This is a genomic window from Variovorax sp. V35 (genome assembly GCF_041154465.1).
Classification (GTDB): Bacteria; Pseudomonadota; Gammaproteobacteria; order Burkholderiales; family Burkholderiaceae_C; genus Variovorax; species Variovorax boronicumulans.
Genome location: NZ_AP028666.1, coordinates 116,233 through 130,035, shown reverse-complemented (window position 1 = coordinate 130,035; position 13,803 = coordinate 116,233). Strand labels below are relative to the sequence as shown.

The 13,803-nt window shown below is 68.3% G+C and carries 14 protein-coding genes and 1 tRNA gene; 8 read left to right on the top strand and 7 right to left on the bottom strand.

Going from position 1 to position 13,803, the window contains the following annotated elements; genetic code table 11:
* Positions 1–100 precede the first annotated feature (100 nt).
* The 7 genes from ACAM42_RS00630 to fahA are packed head-to-tail and all read left to right on the top strand — an operon-like array spanning position 101 to position 6,329.
* Entirely contained in the window at positions 101–880 is a 780-nt protein-coding gene (locus ACAM42_RS00630) for a TetR/AcrR family transcriptional regulator (RefSeq protein WP_307582607.1), read from the top strand.
* Complete coding sequence (locus ACAM42_RS00625) at positions 877–1,824, top strand: ABC transporter substrate-binding protein (RefSeq protein WP_062470352.1); 948 nt, start codon at positions 877–879, stop codon at positions 1,822–1,824. Before ACAM42_RS00630 ends, ACAM42_RS00625 begins: the two co-directional genes overlap by 4 nt.
* On the top strand, positions 1,821–2,606 hold the full coding sequence (locus ACAM42_RS00620; protein WP_139703481.1) for an ABC transporter ATP-binding protein: 786 nt from the start codon (positions 1,821–1,823) through the stop codon (positions 2,604–2,606). The genes ACAM42_RS00625 and ACAM42_RS00620 overlap by 4 nt, the downstream gene beginning before the upstream one ends.
* Positions 2,599–3,369, top strand: a complete 771-nt coding sequence (locus tag ACAM42_RS00615; RefSeq protein WP_070061386.1) for an ABC transporter permease — start codon at positions 2,599–2,601, stop codon at positions 3,367–3,369. The genes ACAM42_RS00620 and ACAM42_RS00615 overlap by 8 nt, the downstream gene beginning before the upstream one ends.
* Positions 3,366–4,157, top strand: a complete 792-nt coding sequence (locus ACAM42_RS00610) for an ABC transporter permease (RefSeq protein WP_369630812.1) — start codon at positions 3,366–3,368, stop codon at positions 4,155–4,157. Before ACAM42_RS00615 ends, ACAM42_RS00610 begins: the two co-directional genes overlap by 4 nt.
* A gap of 40 nt (positions 4,158–4,197) precedes the next feature.
* The gene (locus ACAM42_RS00605) at positions 4,198–5,004 is read left to right on the top strand and encodes a cyclase family protein (RefSeq protein ID WP_159274290.1); all 807 of its coding nucleotides are present in this window, start codon (positions 4,198–4,200) and stop codon (positions 5,002–5,004) included.
* A gap of 2 nt (positions 5,005–5,006) precedes the next feature.
* A complete protein-coding gene (gene fahA / locus ACAM42_RS00600; protein ID WP_369630811.1) occupies positions 5,007–6,329 on the top strand; it encodes a fumarylacetoacetase in 1,323 nt (440 codons plus the stop codon).
* A gap of 55 nt (positions 6,330–6,384) precedes the next feature.
* On the opposite strand, the gene ACAM42_RS00595 is transcribed toward fahA, so the two are convergent.
* The 3 genes from ACAM42_RS00595 to ACAM42_RS00585 form a co-directional block, all read right to left on the bottom strand.
* Positions 6,385–6,460, bottom strand: a tRNA-Gly gene (locus tag ACAM42_RS00595).
* Between the two features lie 63 nt (positions 6,461–6,523).
* Positions 6,524–7,426, bottom strand: a complete 903-nt coding sequence (locus ACAM42_RS00590) for an NAD(P)/FAD-dependent oxidoreductase (RefSeq protein ID WP_369630810.1) — start codon at positions 7,424–7,426, stop codon at positions 6,524–6,526.
* Positions 7,416–7,877, bottom strand: a complete 462-nt coding sequence (locus ACAM42_RS00585) for an Rrf2 family transcriptional regulator (protein WP_369630809.1) — start codon at positions 7,875–7,877, stop codon at positions 7,416–7,418. The genes ACAM42_RS00590 and ACAM42_RS00585 overlap by 11 nt, the downstream gene beginning before the upstream one ends.
* A gap of 249 nt (positions 7,878–8,126) precedes the next feature.
* Between ACAM42_RS00585 and ACAM42_RS00580 the strand changes: the two genes are divergently transcribed.
* Complete coding sequence (locus tag ACAM42_RS00580; RefSeq protein WP_369630808.1) at positions 8,127–8,603, top strand: adhesin; 477 nt, start codon at positions 8,127–8,129, stop codon at positions 8,601–8,603.
* A 105-nt stretch (positions 8,604–8,708) separates the two neighbouring features.
* Here ACAM42_RS00580 and ACAM42_RS00575 read toward each other — a convergent pair whose 3' ends face one another.
* From ACAM42_RS00575 to boxC, 4 genes are read right to left on the bottom strand one after another with little or no spacing between them, the layout of a single operon-like run.
* A complete protein-coding gene (locus ACAM42_RS00575) occupies positions 8,709–9,155 on the bottom strand; it encodes a MaoC family dehydratase (RefSeq protein WP_062470325.1) in 447 nt (148 codons plus the stop codon).
* Between the two features lie 10 nt (positions 9,156–9,165).
* Positions 9,166–10,446, bottom strand: a complete 1,281-nt coding sequence (gene boxA / locus ACAM42_RS00570) for a benzoyl-CoA 2,3-epoxidase subunit BoxA (RefSeq protein WP_070061454.1) — start codon at positions 10,444–10,446, stop codon at positions 9,166–9,168.
* 50 nt (positions 10,447–10,496) lie between these two features.
* A complete protein-coding gene (boxB, locus tag ACAM42_RS00565; RefSeq protein ID WP_062470322.1) occupies positions 10,497–11,924 on the bottom strand; it encodes a benzoyl-CoA 2,3-epoxidase subunit BoxB in 1,428 nt (475 codons plus the stop codon).
* A gap of 34 nt (positions 11,925–11,958) precedes the next feature.
* Positions 11,959–13,632, bottom strand: coding sequence for a 2,3-epoxybenzoyl-CoA dihydrolase (gene boxC / locus ACAM42_RS00560; protein ID WP_369630807.1), 1,674 nt, complete (start codon positions 13,630–13,632; stop codon positions 11,959–11,961).
* Positions 13,633–13,803: the final 171 nt, after the last annotated feature.

The window sequence follows — 13,803 nt, the reverse complement described above, 5'->3', positions numbered from 1 at the left end:
GCCACGAGCGTAGCGCCGCGAACGGCCGTGCTCAATGAGGGTTGACCTCAGGGTTTGTACGTGTGTTCAACATTTTTGTACAGCCGTTCAATACGCCCCCATGAACGCTCGCACACCGCCGGCCCGCAAACGCAGCGCCTCTCGAGGCTCAGGCACCTCAGGCGCCCCGACCGTCGCGCCCGAGCCCGCGCGACCCGACCGCCGCCAGGCGATCCTGCTGGCGGCCGAGAAGCTCTTCGCGCAGCACGGCTACCACGCCGTGACGATCCGCCAGATCGCCGAAGAAGCCGGCGTGCCGCTCGCGCTGGTGGGCTACTACTTCGGCCCGAAGCACGAGCTGTTCCACGCGATCTTCGAACACTGGAGCCACAGCATCGAGGAGCGGCTGGCGCGCCTCGCGGCCGTGACCATCGACCCCGACGACGCGCGCACGCTGCCGCGCATCATCGAAGCCTTCACCGCGCCCGTGCTGGCGCTGCGCGCGAGCACCGAGGGCGAGTACTACGCGCTGCTGGTGGCGCGCGAGCTGTACCACGCCACCGAGGAAGCCGACCGCGTGCTGCGCGGCTACTTCGACCCGCTGGCCGAGGCCTACATCGACGCACTGCATGTGGCACTGCCGCATGCCACGCGCAGCCAGGTCGCATGGGGCTACCAGTTCGCGCTGGGCGCGCTGCTGCACCACTTGACCGACAGCCGCATCGAACGGCTCTCGCGCGGCGAGAACACACGCGCCGACCCGGCCGTGGCGCCGATGCTCGTGAACTTCATCGCCGGCGGCCTGCGCGCCGCGCTGCCGAAACCGAAAGCGGCCGCCAAGGCCGCCGCCGCCAAGCCCTCACGCACGAAAAAGACCATCCCCAGGAGACCCCAGCCATGATGAAAAGACGCACCCTGCTGTCGGCGCTCGCGGCCGCATCGGCCACCGCCTCGTTGCCTTCGCGCGCCCAGCAGGCGCACCCGAAGATCGTGTTCGGCTACACGGCGGTGACCGACTTCGCTTCGGTCTTCGTGGCGGCCGAAGAGGGCTACTTCAAGAAGCGCAGTCTCGACGTGGAGCTGAAGTTCATTCCGTTGAACTCCACCATCCCGGCCGCGCTGCAGTCCGACTCGCTGCAGATCGGCGGGCCCACGCCCTCGGTGTTTTTGCAGGCGGTGGACGGCGGGCTCGACCTCGTGCTGGTGGCCGGCGGCGGCCTCACCTCGAAGACGATCACGGGCTTCGGCCTGGTGGCGCGCGCGGGCTCGGGCATCAAGAGCGCGCAGGACTGCGTGGGCAAGAAGATCGGCGTGCCGGGGCTCGGTGCCTTCCTGCACGTGACCTTCCGCGCGTGGCTGAAGGACAGCGGCGTCGACTACCGCAAGGTCAACTTCATCGAGGCCGCGTTCCCGCAGCATGCCGACCTGCTGCGCGGCGGCTCGGTCGACGCGGTGGTGTCGGCCGACCCGTTCATGAGCCGCATCACCGAGAGCGGCGCGGGCTACGTGGCCTCGTACTACTCGACCTTCCTGCCCGAGAACAACCAGACCATCGTGCACGCGGCCAAGCGCGAGTGGGTGGCGAAGAACCCCGCCACCGCGCGCGCCTTCCGCGAGGCACTGGTCGAGGCCGGCGCCTTCATCCAGCAGGCGAAGAACGACGCGAAGGTGCGCACGGCCATCGGCAAGTACATCAAGCTGCCGCCCGAGGTGCTGGCCAAGGTGCAGGTCTCTCCGCCCGGCCCCGTCGTCACCGACAAGCAGCTGGGCTACTGGACCGGGCTCATGAAGGAGCAGGACATGCTCAAGACGAACATCGACGTTGCGAAGCTGATCGCCAAGTGAGCGCGGCCGCCGATTCCTTCCTGCGCTTCGATGGCGTCACCATCCGCCTCGGCGGGCGCGAGATCCTGTCGCCCACCTCGTTCGACGTGGCGCGCGGCGAGTTCGTCTGCATCGTCGGCCCGAGCGGCTGCGGCAAGACCACGCTGCTGCGCGCAGCCAGCGGCCTCGTCACCGCGAGTGCCGGCGAAGTGCGACGCAAAGGCGTGCCGATGACGGCGCCCTCGCGCGAAGTGGCCTTCGTGTTCCAGGACTACGGCCGCGCGCTGCTGCCGTGGCGCACGGTGGAAGGCAACGTGAGCCTGGCGCTCGAAGCGGCCGGCGTGCCCGCGGCCGAGCGCGCGCCGCGCATTGCCGACGTGCTCGGCAAGGTCGGGCTCGCGAAACACGCGCACAAGTTTCCGGTGCAGCTGTCGGGCGGCATGCAGCAGCGCGCGCAGATTGCGCGCTGTCTCGCGCAGAAGCCCGAGCTGATGATGATGGACGAGCCCTTCGGCGCGCTGGACGCGCTCACGCGCCAGAGCCTGCAGGACGAGCTCGCGCGGCTGGTGCGCGACGACGGGCTCACGGTGCTGTTCGTCACGCACGACCTCGAAGAAGCCATCTACCTCGGCGACCGCGTGATCGCGCTGCAGGCCAACCCCGGACCGGGGCGGCCGAGCCTGGCGCGGATGATCGACGTGAAGATCCCGCGCCCGCGCGACCAGCTGACGACCAAGGAGCATCCGGAATACCTGCAGTTGCGGCGTGAGCTGTTCGCCTTCATCGAGCAGGGCCATGACTGAAGGCCGTCTCTTTCGCTGGTTGCGGCCGTGGGTGTTTCCCGCGCTGCTGGTCGGTGCCTTCGAGTGGTACGCACGGCGTGCGGCGGCGTTGGGCAGCGATGCGCTCGCACCGCCGAGCGCGGCGGCCAAGGCCTTCGTCGGCGCGGCGATGGACGGCTCGCTCTGGCAGGCCACGGGCTTCACGCTCGGCACGGCGGCGCTGGGCCTGCTGCTGGGTGCAGTGCTCGGCATTGCATTCGGGCTGGTGCTCGGGCTCTCGCGCCGCGCGGCGCAACTGGGCGCCGTCTCCATCGAGGTGCTGCGCCCCGTGCCTTCCGTCGCGCTGATCCCGCTCGCGATGCTGGGCTTCGGTTTCGGCGTGCGCATGGAAGTGGCGATCGTCGCCTTCGCCACCTTCTGGCCGCTGCTGGTGCTGGTGCAGTCGGCGGTGCAGCAGATCGAGCCCCGGCTGCTCGAGGTGAGCCGCGTGCTCGGGCTGTCGGCGCGCGAACGTGCCTTCAAGATCGTGCTGCCGGCCATCGTGCCTCGCCTGTTCGTCGCGCTGCGCCTGGGCGTGGCCGTGGCGCTGGTGGTGGCGGTGACGGTCGAGATCGCCGCCAATCCGCACGGCATGGGTTACGCGATGATGATCGCGCAGCAGAGCTTCGACCCCGCGTTGATGCTCGCGTGGCTGGGCTGGATCGGCGTGGTGGGCTTCGCGGTCAATGCGGGCATGGTGCGCCTGCAGGCCTGGGTCGCGCGCCGCATGGGGGTGCAGCCATGAACAACCGCAACGGCCGGTTCGGCCTGGGGTGGCTGGGCTCGGTGGGCGTGCTGCTCGCACTGGTCGCGCTGTGGTGGGTGGCAAGCAACGCAGGCTGGGTCAGCCGCGTGTTCTTGCCGACGCCGCAGGCCACCTTCGCGAGCCTGCTCGAAGGGCTCAACCTCTCTGCGGGCAACGACGGCAACGGCGAACTGCTCGCCTTCACGCAGGCCACGGTGGGCCGCATGGTCGAAGGCTGGCTGCTCGCATCGCTCTTCGGCGTGCTGCTGGGCGCGGCCATCGGCGTGTCGCCCGCAGTGCGCGCATGGGTGCAGCCGACGCTGGAATTCATCCGTCCGCTGCCCGCCTCGGCGCTGCTGCCGCTGGCCATTTCGATCTTCGGGCTGAACCCCGGCATGGTGCTGTTCGTGGTCGCCTTCGGCGCGATGTGGCCGGTGCTGCTGGCCACGGTGCACGGCTTCGCGGCGGTGGAGCCGCGCCTGTCGGAGGTGGCGCGCTGCCTGCAGATGTCGCGCACCGCGTACATCTGGAAGATGGGCCTGCCCAACGCCATGCCCGACATCCTGGCCGGCATGCGGCTGGCGCTGACCATCGCGCTGATCGTCGCAGTGGTGGGCGAAATGATCGCCTCGCAAAGCGGCCTGGGCCAAGCCATCCTGCTGGCGGCGCGCGCCTTCCGCGCCAGCGACCTGTTCGCCGGCATCGTGCTGCTCGGGCTCATCGGCTTCGTGAGCAACGCGCTGCTGGCCTTTGCCGAAAAGCGCCTGCTGCGCTGGCAGCAGCCCTGACCAATTCCATCAAACCCAACACCCCACAAGGAGCCTCGCCATGCCACGCAAGTTCGTCGACCTGTCGATCTTTCTCGAAAACGACGTGCTGTCCGATCCGCCGGCCTTCGCGCCGAAGATCCAGTACTTCACGCACGAGCACACCTTCGAGCAGATCGAGCCCTTCTTTCCCGGCCTGAAGAAGGAAGACCTGCCCGACGGCGAAGGCTGGGCCGTGGAGCTGGTGCAGCTGTCCACGCACAACGGCACGCACCTCGACGCGCCCTATCACTTTCACTCGACGATGGACAAGGCGCTGGGCGAGAAGAAGCCCGCCATCGCCATCCACGACGTGCCGCTCGAATGGTGCTTCCAGCCCGGCGTGAAGCTCGACTTTCGCCACTTCGCCGACGGCTATGTGGTGACGGCCGCCGATGTCGAGGCCGAGCTCAAGCGCATCAACCACACGCTGAGCCCGCTGGAGATCGTGGTGGTCAACACGCGCGCCGGCTCGCGCTACGGCAACCCCGACTACGTGTCGGCCGGCGCGGGCATGGGCTACGAAGCCACCATGTACCTGCTGGAACGCGGCGTGCGCCTCACGGGCACCGACGCGTGGAGCTGGGACGCGCCCTTCGTGCACACCGCGAAGAAGTACGGCGAGACGCAGGACGCCTCGCTGATCTGGGAAGGCCACAAGGCCGGGCGCGACATCGGCTACTGCCACATCGAGAAGCTGCACAACCTCGAGGTGCTGCCGCCCACGGGCTTTTTCATCAGCTGCTTCCCGCACAAGATCCGCGGCGCCTCGGCGGGCTGGACGCGCGCGGTGGCGATCTTCGACGACGCGCTGATGGCGTCGGTGTGAACATGATCGAACTCAACCACACGCACGACGTTGGCGCCCGCAGCTGGGTCGCTTCGGCCAACGTCGCGGGCAGCGACTTTCCGATCCAGAACCTGCCGTACGCGATGTTCCGTCGCACCGGCAGCCCCGAGCCGTTTCGCGGCGGCGTGGCCATCGGCGACCAGGTGCTCGACCTCGCGGCGCTGGCCGCGGGCTCGCACGTCGACGGCCTGGCGCTCGATGCGGCGCGCGCCGCCGCCCTGCCCGCGCTGAACGATTTCTTCGCGCTCGGCCCGCCCGCCTGGCAGGCGCTGCGCCATGCGGTCTTCGCGTTGCTGCACAGCGATGCGCCGGCCGCGACGGCGGACGACCTGCGCGGCTGCCTCGTGCCGCAGGCCGAGGTCGAATACACCGTGCCCGCGCGCATCGGCGACTACACCGACTTCTACACCTCGATCGACCACGCGCTGAACATCAGCCGCCTAATGAACCCCGACGGCGACGTCACGCCCAACTTCCGCTGGGTGCCGACGGCGTACCACGGGCGCGTGTCCACCATCGGCGTGAGCGGCCAGCGCTTTCACCGGCCGATGGGCCAGGCCATGGCGCCCGGTGCGAAGGCGCCGACGTATCAGGCCTGCGCGCGGCTCGACTACGAGCTGGAGCTGGGCGTGTGGATCGGCCAAGGCAATGCGCAGGGCGAGGCGATTCCGCTCGCGCGCGCGGAAGACCACATCTTCGGCCTCTGCCTGCTCAACGACTGGTCGGCGCGCGACATCCAGTTCTGGGAGATGGCGCCGCTCGGGCCCTTCCTTGCAAAGAATTTCGCCACCACGATCTCGCCGTGGATCGTGACGATGGAAGCGCTGGCGCCCTACCGCCAGGCGTGGACGCGGCCCGCGAACGAGCCGCAACCGCTGGCCTACCTGGAGGGCAGCGCGAACCGCGAAGGCGGCGCGCTCGACATCCGGCTCGAGGTCTGGCTCGAAAGCGAAAAGGCGCGCGCGCAGAAGACCGGGCCATCGCGCCTGTCGGCCACGAGCTTCAAGCACCAGTACTGGAGCATTGCGCAGATGGTGGCGCACCACACGGTGGGCGGCTGCAGCCTGAACCCGGGCGACCTGTTCGGCAGCGGCACCATCTCGGGCCCCGGCGAGGGCGAGGCCGGCGCGATCATCGAGCTGACGCGCGCGGCGCAAACCCCGGTGACGCTGGCCAACGGCGAGACGCGCGGTTTCCTGGAAGACGGGGATGCGGTGCTGCTGCGCGGCTGGTGCGAGAAGCCCGGCCATGCGCGCATCGGTTTCGGCGAGAGCCGGGGGACCGTGCTGCCGGCGCGAGGTTGAAAGCGACGCGCCAATGAAAAAGGCCACCTGGTGAGGTGGCCTTTTTCATGCGATTTGGAGCGGGAAAAGAGTCTCGAACTCTCGACCTCAACCTTGGCAAGGTTGCGCTCTACCAACTGAGCTATTCCCGCGTGAGCCTCAGATTATAGGGTGGTTTGAGGCGGTTTGCCATCCTCCCCCGAAAAAATTTGAAATCAGGCCCCGAACACCAGCGCGCGGTGCATCGACACCCCGGCGAACAGCCCGTCGGCCGAGGCCAGCGTGGCGTTGGAAAAAGCCATCGCCACGTCGCCCGCCGCGTACACGCCGGGCACCGTGGTCGTCTTCATCGCATCGACGCGCAGCACCGGGCCCGTGGGGCCGTCGTCGAACGCGCAGCCCAGCTGCTCGGCCAGCGGACTGGTCGGCCGCGTGTGTGGCGCCACGAACAGCGCCTCGATCGGCACGCGCCGGCCGTCGTCCAGGCGCACGGCCGCCAGGTCCGTCCCCTGCCCTTCGACGCCGGCGATGCGTCCGGGCTCGAGAGTCACGCCGCGTGATTGCAGCCGGGCGCGTGCCTCGGCATCTGGCCCTTCCTCACCATTCAGGAAGAGCGTGGTCGGGCCCCACTCGGCGATCAGCAGCGCGTGGTCCGGCGGGTGCGCGCTGTGAAAGAGCACGCCCAGCGGACGGTCGCCGAACTCGTAGCCGTGGCAATAAGGACAGTGCAGCACGCTCTTCCCCCAACGCTCGCCGAGGCCCGCGATGTCCGGCAGGCCGTCCTGCACGCCGAAGGCCAGCAGCAGCTTGCGCGTCGACAACTGTTCCCCGCTGTTCAACAAGACTGTGAAGCCCTCCGCGCCATCGGCCATTGCCGCAGTCACCGTGCCTTCGACGAAGGTGACGGACGGATAGGCGAGCAGCTTGTCGCGTGCGTCGGCAATCATCTGCAGCGGCGGCATGCCGTCCTGCCCGAAGAAGCCGTGCGAGGCTGCGGCGAAGCGGTTGCGCGGCGCGCCCGCGTCGACCACGCAGACCTTCCTGCGTGCGCGCGCCAGTTGCATGGCAGCGGAGAGGCCGGCAAAGCTGCCGCCCACGATGAGTGCGTCATAGCGCATGTGCGATGTCCTTCGCGGTGAAGCCGCCACCCGTCATGCGGCGATGAAAGTCCCTGGAAAGATCGGCCAGCGTGATCCTGTTGAGCCGCCGCAGCAGCAGCGCCTCGGCCTCCTGGCAGGCGCCGTCGAGCGCCGCGTTCACCGCCTGCTCGACGATGCAGCCCGGGCTCTCGGTGCGGTTGCCCATGGCCAGCAGCGCGGGCGCCCCGACGGCGTTGTGGATGTCGCCCAGCGTCACCGAACTCAACGAACACGACAGCACCCACCCGCCGCCATGCCCCTTGGCCGAGCTGACGAAGCCGGCCTGCCGCAGGCCCGCCATGAGCCGGCGCACGACCACGGGGTTGGTCTGCATCGCCGCGGCGAGCGCCTCGGAGGTGATGGGGGCGTTCAACTCGGCCATGTGCAGCAGCACGTGGAGCACGCCGGAAAGCTTGCTGTCTCGTTTCATGCAACATTATGAGTTGCATGTTTTCGATGACACGGCGCATCGCGCCAAGAAACCCCGGATCGGGCGGGGATTTGCAAACGCCGCCCTAACGCACGAGCCCCCGATTCCGCCGACGGCCGATTCCCACAGCGTCGAGCGAACGCGCCGCACATGGCGACAACCTGCCGGCCCGTCATGGTTGCCCCCGAATCGATCGAACCCCGGTCGGTTCTGCAAACCGTGACTCAGCAACGAAAGGAACTGTCACTCATGACTACACATGCAACCAACCGCATCTTCATCGGCGCCATGCTGGCGGGCCTGCTGGCCCTCGGCGGGACGGCCCAGGCGCAAGGCGTCGGGGTCGGCGTGGGGGTCAACGCCGATGTGAAGGCCTCGGGCAGCACCGGCGCGACGCCACAAGGCGGCGCAGCAGGCGCTCGCGCGCAGACCGGTGCGTCGGCCGATGCCAACGCGGACACCTCCACCTCCCGCGCGACCGGCGGCGTGGGCAATGCCGTCGGTGGCGTGCTCGGCACGGCCACGGGTGCGGTCGGCGGTGCCACCGGCGCCGTGGGCGGCGCGACGCAGGCTGTCGGCGGTGTGACCAACACCGTAGGCAGCACCGTGAACAGCGCGACCGGTGCCGCGGGCGCCGTGGGCGGCGCCGTGAAACCGGCTACGGCCGGCGCCAAGGCGAGCGGCAAGGCCCAAGGCTCGGGCGCGGTCGACCTGCACAAGAAGTAAGTCGCACCCCGCATCGCTGCAGCGGCCGGACGCGGCGGCTGCAGCGCATCGCTCCGCAAGAAGAAATCAAGCCCGCAGCGCTAAAGCGTTGCGGGCTTGTGTCGTTCAAAGGTCGGGTGCGGGCAGCTTGAAGAGGCTGGTGACTTCGGTGTCGAGCACCACCAGCGCGCGCTGGTTGAACAGCCGCCAGCGCCAACGCAGGATGCCGAGCGTGGGGCGCTTCTCGGAGCGGCGCACCTCGATCACGTCGGCCACTAGCCGCAGCGCATCGCCGGGGCGCACGGGGTTTGGCCAGCGCACGTGTTCGAGCCCGGGCGACGCGAACGATTCAGAACCGGCCAGCGCCGCCTCGACCACCAGCCGCATCGCGATCGAGCAGGTGTGCCAGCCGCTCGCGATGAGCCCGCCGAAGGGGCTGCCTGCCGCCGCCTCGGCGTCGGTGTGGAACCACTGCGGGTCGTAGGCCCGCGCGAACTGCACGAGTTCGGCTTCGGTGAGCACATACGGCCCGGCCTCGATGACCTGGCCTGCGTGGAAGTCGGCGAACTGCATCCGCCGCAGCTTAGTACGTTTCGAGGTGCAGACGGCCTTCACGCTTCAATGCAGCGCCGACGGTGTCCCAATCGAGCCCTGCTTCTTTCGCCACGTCGCGCAGCGCAAGCACCACGCCCTCTTCCATGCTCTTCAGGCCGCACACGTAGAAGTGGCTGGCGCCGTCTTTCAGCAGCGCGGCCAGGTCAGCGGCGCGTTCGCGCATCAGGTCCTGCACGTAGCGCTTGGGTTGGCCCGGCGTGCGCGAGAACGCGAAGTTGATGTCGATGAAGTCTTTGGGCAGTGACTGCAGCGGGCCGAAGTACGGCAGCTCCTGCTGCGTGCGCGCGCCGAAGAACAGCATGAGCTTGCCGCCTTCGAACTTGCCGCTCTTGCGCAGGCGCCGGCGCCATTCGGTCATGGCGCGCATGGGCGCGCTGCCGGTGCCGGTGCAGATCATCACGATGTGCGACTTGGGGTGGTTCGGCATCAGGAACGACGCACCGAAGGGCCCCACCACCTGCACGGTGTCGCCCACCTTGAGGTCGCACACGTAGTTGGAGCACACGCCGCGCACGGGGTCGCCCTCGTGGTCCTCGGTGACGCGCTTCACGGTGAGCGAGACGTTGTTGTAGCCGGGCCGTTCGCCGTTGCGCGGGCTGGCCACCGAGTACTGGCGCGCATGGTGGCGCTTGCCGATGGCATCGACGCCCGGCGGCACGATGCCGATCGACTGGCCTTCGAGCACGGGGAACGGCACCACGCCGAAGTCGAGCACGATGTGGTGGGTCTCGCTGTCGAAGCCGGCCTCGGTGCAGTTGAAGTTGCCCACCACGGTGGCGGTGGTCGGCGTCTTCGGCGGAAAGAGGTTGGTGTAGGCGTGCGCGGCCGACCAGGGCGGCACGCTGGCGCCGTACTGCGCGGAATTGAAGGCGGGCTCGGTGCCCTGCACGGCGGCCTGGGCCTGCGTCTGGGCAGGCACTTCCGCGGCCTCGGCGGCGGCGCCGGACACGCCCGCCGCCTCGAGTTCCTCGGGCGAGAGCTCGGCGGGGAGTTCTTCCCACGTGAGCTGCTCTTCGATGGTGTACGCGCGCACCAGCGGCATGGTGCGCCAGTTGTCGATCGAGCCCGTGGGGCACGGCGAGATGCAGGCCATGCAGCCATTGCAGACGTCCGCGCGAACGACATAGTTGTTGTCGTCGTGCGTGATCGCGTTCACGGGGCAGGTCGCCTCGCAGGTGTTGCAGCGGATGCAGATCTCGGGGTCGATCAGGTGCTGCTTGATGACCCCGGCTTCAACGACCATGTCCATGTTGTTCTCCATGCCCTCGCCGTGGGGACGAGGGCTTCATATCCAGACGCTCAGCCGAAACGCACGTATTCAAAGTCCACCGGCTGGCGGTTGATGCCCATCACCGGCGGCGAGATCCAGCCTGCGAACTTGCCCGGCTCGATCACGCGGCCCATCAACGATGCCACGAAAGCGAAGTCTTCGGAACTCGGCAGCCATTCGTCGCGCTTGGCGGCCCATTCGATGTCGTTCACCACACGGCCCTCGGGCGACATCTTGATGCCGGCGAGTGCGCCGATCTGGCGGTTGAAGGCCTTGTGCGGCACGACCAGACGGGTGGGAATGCCGGCCTTCTCGAGCACCTTGTTCCAGCGGCCGACGCCGGCCACCGAGTCCTTGATGAAGTCGTCGCGCAGCACTTCGTTCAGGGCGTTGAGCATCGGCACGTCCTTCTCGACGAGCTGGCCGTCCTTCACCTCGAGCACCTTGTAGGTCTGGCCCTTGAGCACGTGGTCGTCGTCGCGCTTGCCTTCTTCGTAGCGGCCCTTCAGGCCCGAGCTGTAGAAGATGGCGGCGTTGCTCGACTGGTCGGCACCGAACAGGTCGATGGTCACCGAGTAGTGGAAGTTCAGGTAGCGCTGGATGGTGCCCAGGTCGATGCAGCCGGCGGCGCGGATCTTCTGCGCGTCGTCGGTCTTGAGCTCGTTCATCACCTGCGCGGTGCGCGCGATGACGCGCGACACGCCGCTCTCGCCCACGAACATGTGGTGCGCCTCTTCGGTCAGCATGAACTTCGTGGTGCGCGCCAGCGGGTCGAACGCGCTCTCGGCCAGCGCGGCCAGCTGGAACTTGCCGTCGCGGTCGGTGAAGTAGGTGAACATGAAGAACGCGAGCCAGTCGGGCGTCTTCTCGTTGAAGGCGCCCAGGATGCGCGGGTTGTTGGCGTCGCCCGAGGTGCGCTGCAGCAGCGCGTCGGCCTCCTCGCGGCCGTCGCGGCCGAAGTGCTTCTGCAGCAGGTAGACCATGGCCCACAGGTGGCGGCCTTCTTCGACGTTGATCTGGAACAGGTTGCGCAGGTCGTACATCGACGGCGCCGTGAGGCCCAGGTGGCGCTGCTGCTCGACCGACGCGGGCTCGGTGTCGCCCTGCGTGACGATGATGCGGCGCAGGTTGGCGCGGTGTTCGCCGGGCACGTCCTGCCAGACCTTCTCGCCCTTGTGGTCGCCGAAGTGCACTTCGCGGTTGGCGTCGCCCGGGTTCAGGAAGATGCCCCAGCGGTAGTCGCGCATCTTCACGTGGCCGAACTGCGCCCAGCCCTGCGGGTCGACGCTCACGGCCGTGCGCAGGTACACCTCGTGGTTGGTCGAGCCTTCGGGGCCCACGTCGTCCCACCAGTTGATGAAGTTGGGCTGCCAGCCTTCGAGCGCGCGCTGCAGCGTGCGGTCTTCGCCGAGGTTGACGTTGTTGGGGATCTTCTCGCTGTAGTTGATCGTGCTCATCGTTGTTCCTTGGGTTGTGCGGACTGCTCTGTGCTCAAACGCGGTTCAGGTCGAAGCCGGCTTTCTGGCCGGTGCCGTAGACCTTCAGCGCGCCCTTTTCGCCGACGGCGTTGGGGCGGTTGAAGATCCAGTTCTGCCAGGCCGTGAGGCGGCCGAAGATGCGGGTGGCCATGTTCTCCTTGCTCGCGAAGCGCAGGTTGGCTTCGAGGCCGGTGAGTGCGTCGGGCGACATGGCGGCGCGCTCTTCGATGGCGATGCGGATCTCGTCGTCCCAGTCGATGTCGTCGGGCGCGGCGGTGACGAGGCCGAGCTTCACGGCTTCGTCGGCGTCGAGCGCCTGGCCGGCGGCGGCGCGCGCAGCTTCGAGCGGCGCGGCCTCTTCGTAGAAGCGGCGCTGCAGGCGGCTCTGGTCGTTCACCATCGGGAAGAAGCCGAAGTTGAATTCGTTGAGCGTGAGCTTCGGCGCGCGCGTGGCGTCGTCGGGCAGCGCGAGCATGTAGGTGCGGTCGGCCGCGAAGGCCAGCTCGGCCAGCGTGCCGGCGAAGCACGAGCCGGCCTCGACCAGCGCGAACAGGCTGCGCGACGACACATCGAGGCGCGCCAGCGTGCGGCGCAGCGCGCCAATGGTTTCGCGCACCAGCCAGTGGTCCTTGTTCGCGAACATCACGGCATCCGATGCGAGCACGGCGGCGGCGTCGCCTTCGGTCTTGAGCAGCCAGGTGCCGACGTCGAGTTCGTTGGTGCGCAGGTTGAGGATGGCGTCGTCGAGTTCGCGGCACACGGCCAGCGGCCACCAGGCGGCGCCGGCGGCTTCGATGGCACCGATGTCGGCCGGCTGCGCGCCGGTGGGTGCCTTCACGGTGATCGTCGCGGTGCGCTTGCTGCGGTCGATCTGCACGTTGACGTTGGCGTACGCGATGCCGTCGGCGCTGTCGGTGCGCTCGACGCGGGTCAGGGCCACGCCCTTGGCGCCGGCGGGGCGGTCGCTGCCGGCGGCGAGTTGCGTGGCGCGTTCCTGCACGGCGGCGGGGAACTGCGCGGGCTTGGCGACGGCATCGACCAGGCGCCAGTCGACCGCGCGCTGGCCGCGCACGCCTTCGACGCTGGTGCAGAAGATGTCGGCGAGGTCGTGGCGCACGTGGCGCTTGTCGGTCACGCGGGTGAGGCCGCCGGTGCCGGGCAGCACGCCGAGCAGCGGCACTTCGGGCAGCGAGACCGACGAGGAGCGGTCGTCGACCAGCAGGATCTCGTCGCAGGCCAGTGCCAGTTCGTAGCCGCCGCCGGCGCAGGCGCCGTTCACGGCCGCGAGGAACTTCAGGCCCGAGTGCTTGGAGGTGTCTTCCATGCCGTTGCGCGTCTCGTTGGTGAACTTGCAGAAGTTCACCTTCCAGGCGTGGCTGGAAACGCCGAGCATGAAGATGTTGGCGCCGGAGCAGAAGATGCGGTCCTTGCCGCTGGTGACGATCACGCTGCGCACTTCGGGGTGCTCGAAGCGGATGCGGTTGAGCGCGTCGTTCAGCTCGATGTCCACGCCCAGGTCGTAGCTGTTGAGCTTGAGCTTGTAGCCGGGGCGGATGCCGCCGTCTTCCGCGATGTCGAGCGTGAGGCGCGCAATGGCGCCGTCGAAGCTCAGCGACCAGTGGCGGTACTGGGCGGGTTCGATGCGGTAGTCGACGCGCTGGGGCGCCTGGAGCGTGGTGTCGGTCATGCGGAAGTCTCCTGTGGGGCTGTGTTCAGAAAACCGTGAACAGGAATAATAATGCACTTCCTTGTTCCGATGACATGCATCATGCTGCATGCAAACAGGCAAGTCAATGCCTGTTGTGCTTTTTTTCAGCTTTCAGGCAGACGAGGGATCAGGGGTACGTGCGGAGGACAC

Excerpts from the sequence above, each read along its gene's own strand:
- boxC (WP_369630807.1), bottom strand. The coding sequence starts at position 13,632 with ATGACCGACACCACGCTCCAGGCGCCCCAGCGCGTCGACTACCGCATC.
- boxA (WP_070061454.1), bottom strand. The coding sequence starts at position 10,446 with ATGGACATGGTCGTTGAAGCCGGGGTCATCAAGCAGCACCTGATCGAC.
- ACAM42_RS00590 (WP_369630810.1), bottom strand. The coding sequence starts at position 7,426 with ATGCGCTATGACGCACTCATCGTGGGCGGCAGCTTTGCCGGCCTCTCC.
- ACAM42_RS00610 (WP_369630812.1), top strand. The coding sequence starts at position 3,366 with ATGAACAACCGCAACGGCCGGTTCGGCCTGGGGTGGCTGGGCTCGGTG.
- ACAM42_RS00625 (WP_062470352.1), top strand. The coding sequence starts at position 877 with ATGATGAAAAGACGCACCCTGCTGTCGGCGCTCGCGGCCGCATCGGCC.
- boxB (WP_062470322.1), bottom strand. The coding sequence starts at position 11,924 with ATGAGCACGATCAACTACAGCGAGAAGATCCCCAACAACGTCAACCTC.
- ACAM42_RS00615 (WP_070061386.1), top strand. The coding sequence starts at position 2,599 with ATGACTGAAGGCCGTCTCTTTCGCTGGTTGCGGCCGTGGGTGTTTCCC.
- ACAM42_RS00585 (WP_369630809.1), bottom strand. The coding sequence starts at position 7,877 with ATGAAACGAGACAGCAAGCTTTCCGGCGTGCTCCACGTGCTGCTGCAC.
- ACAM42_RS00580 (WP_369630808.1), top strand. The coding sequence starts at position 8,127 with ATGACTACACATGCAACCAACCGCATCTTCATCGGCGCCATGCTGGCG.
- ACAM42_RS00630 (WP_307582607.1), top strand. The coding sequence starts at position 101 with ATGAACGCTCGCACACCGCCGGCCCGCAAACGCAGCGCCTCTCGAGGC.
- fahA (WP_369630811.1), top strand. The coding sequence starts at position 5,007 with ATGATCGAACTCAACCACACGCACGACGTTGGCGCCCGCAGCTGGGTC.
- ACAM42_RS00605 (WP_159274290.1), top strand. The coding sequence starts at position 4,198 with ATGCCACGCAAGTTCGTCGACCTGTCGATCTTTCTCGAAAACGACGTG.
- ACAM42_RS00575 (WP_062470325.1), bottom strand. The coding sequence starts at position 9,155 with ATGCAGTTCGCCGACTTCCACGCAGGCCAGGTCATCGAGGCCGGGCCG.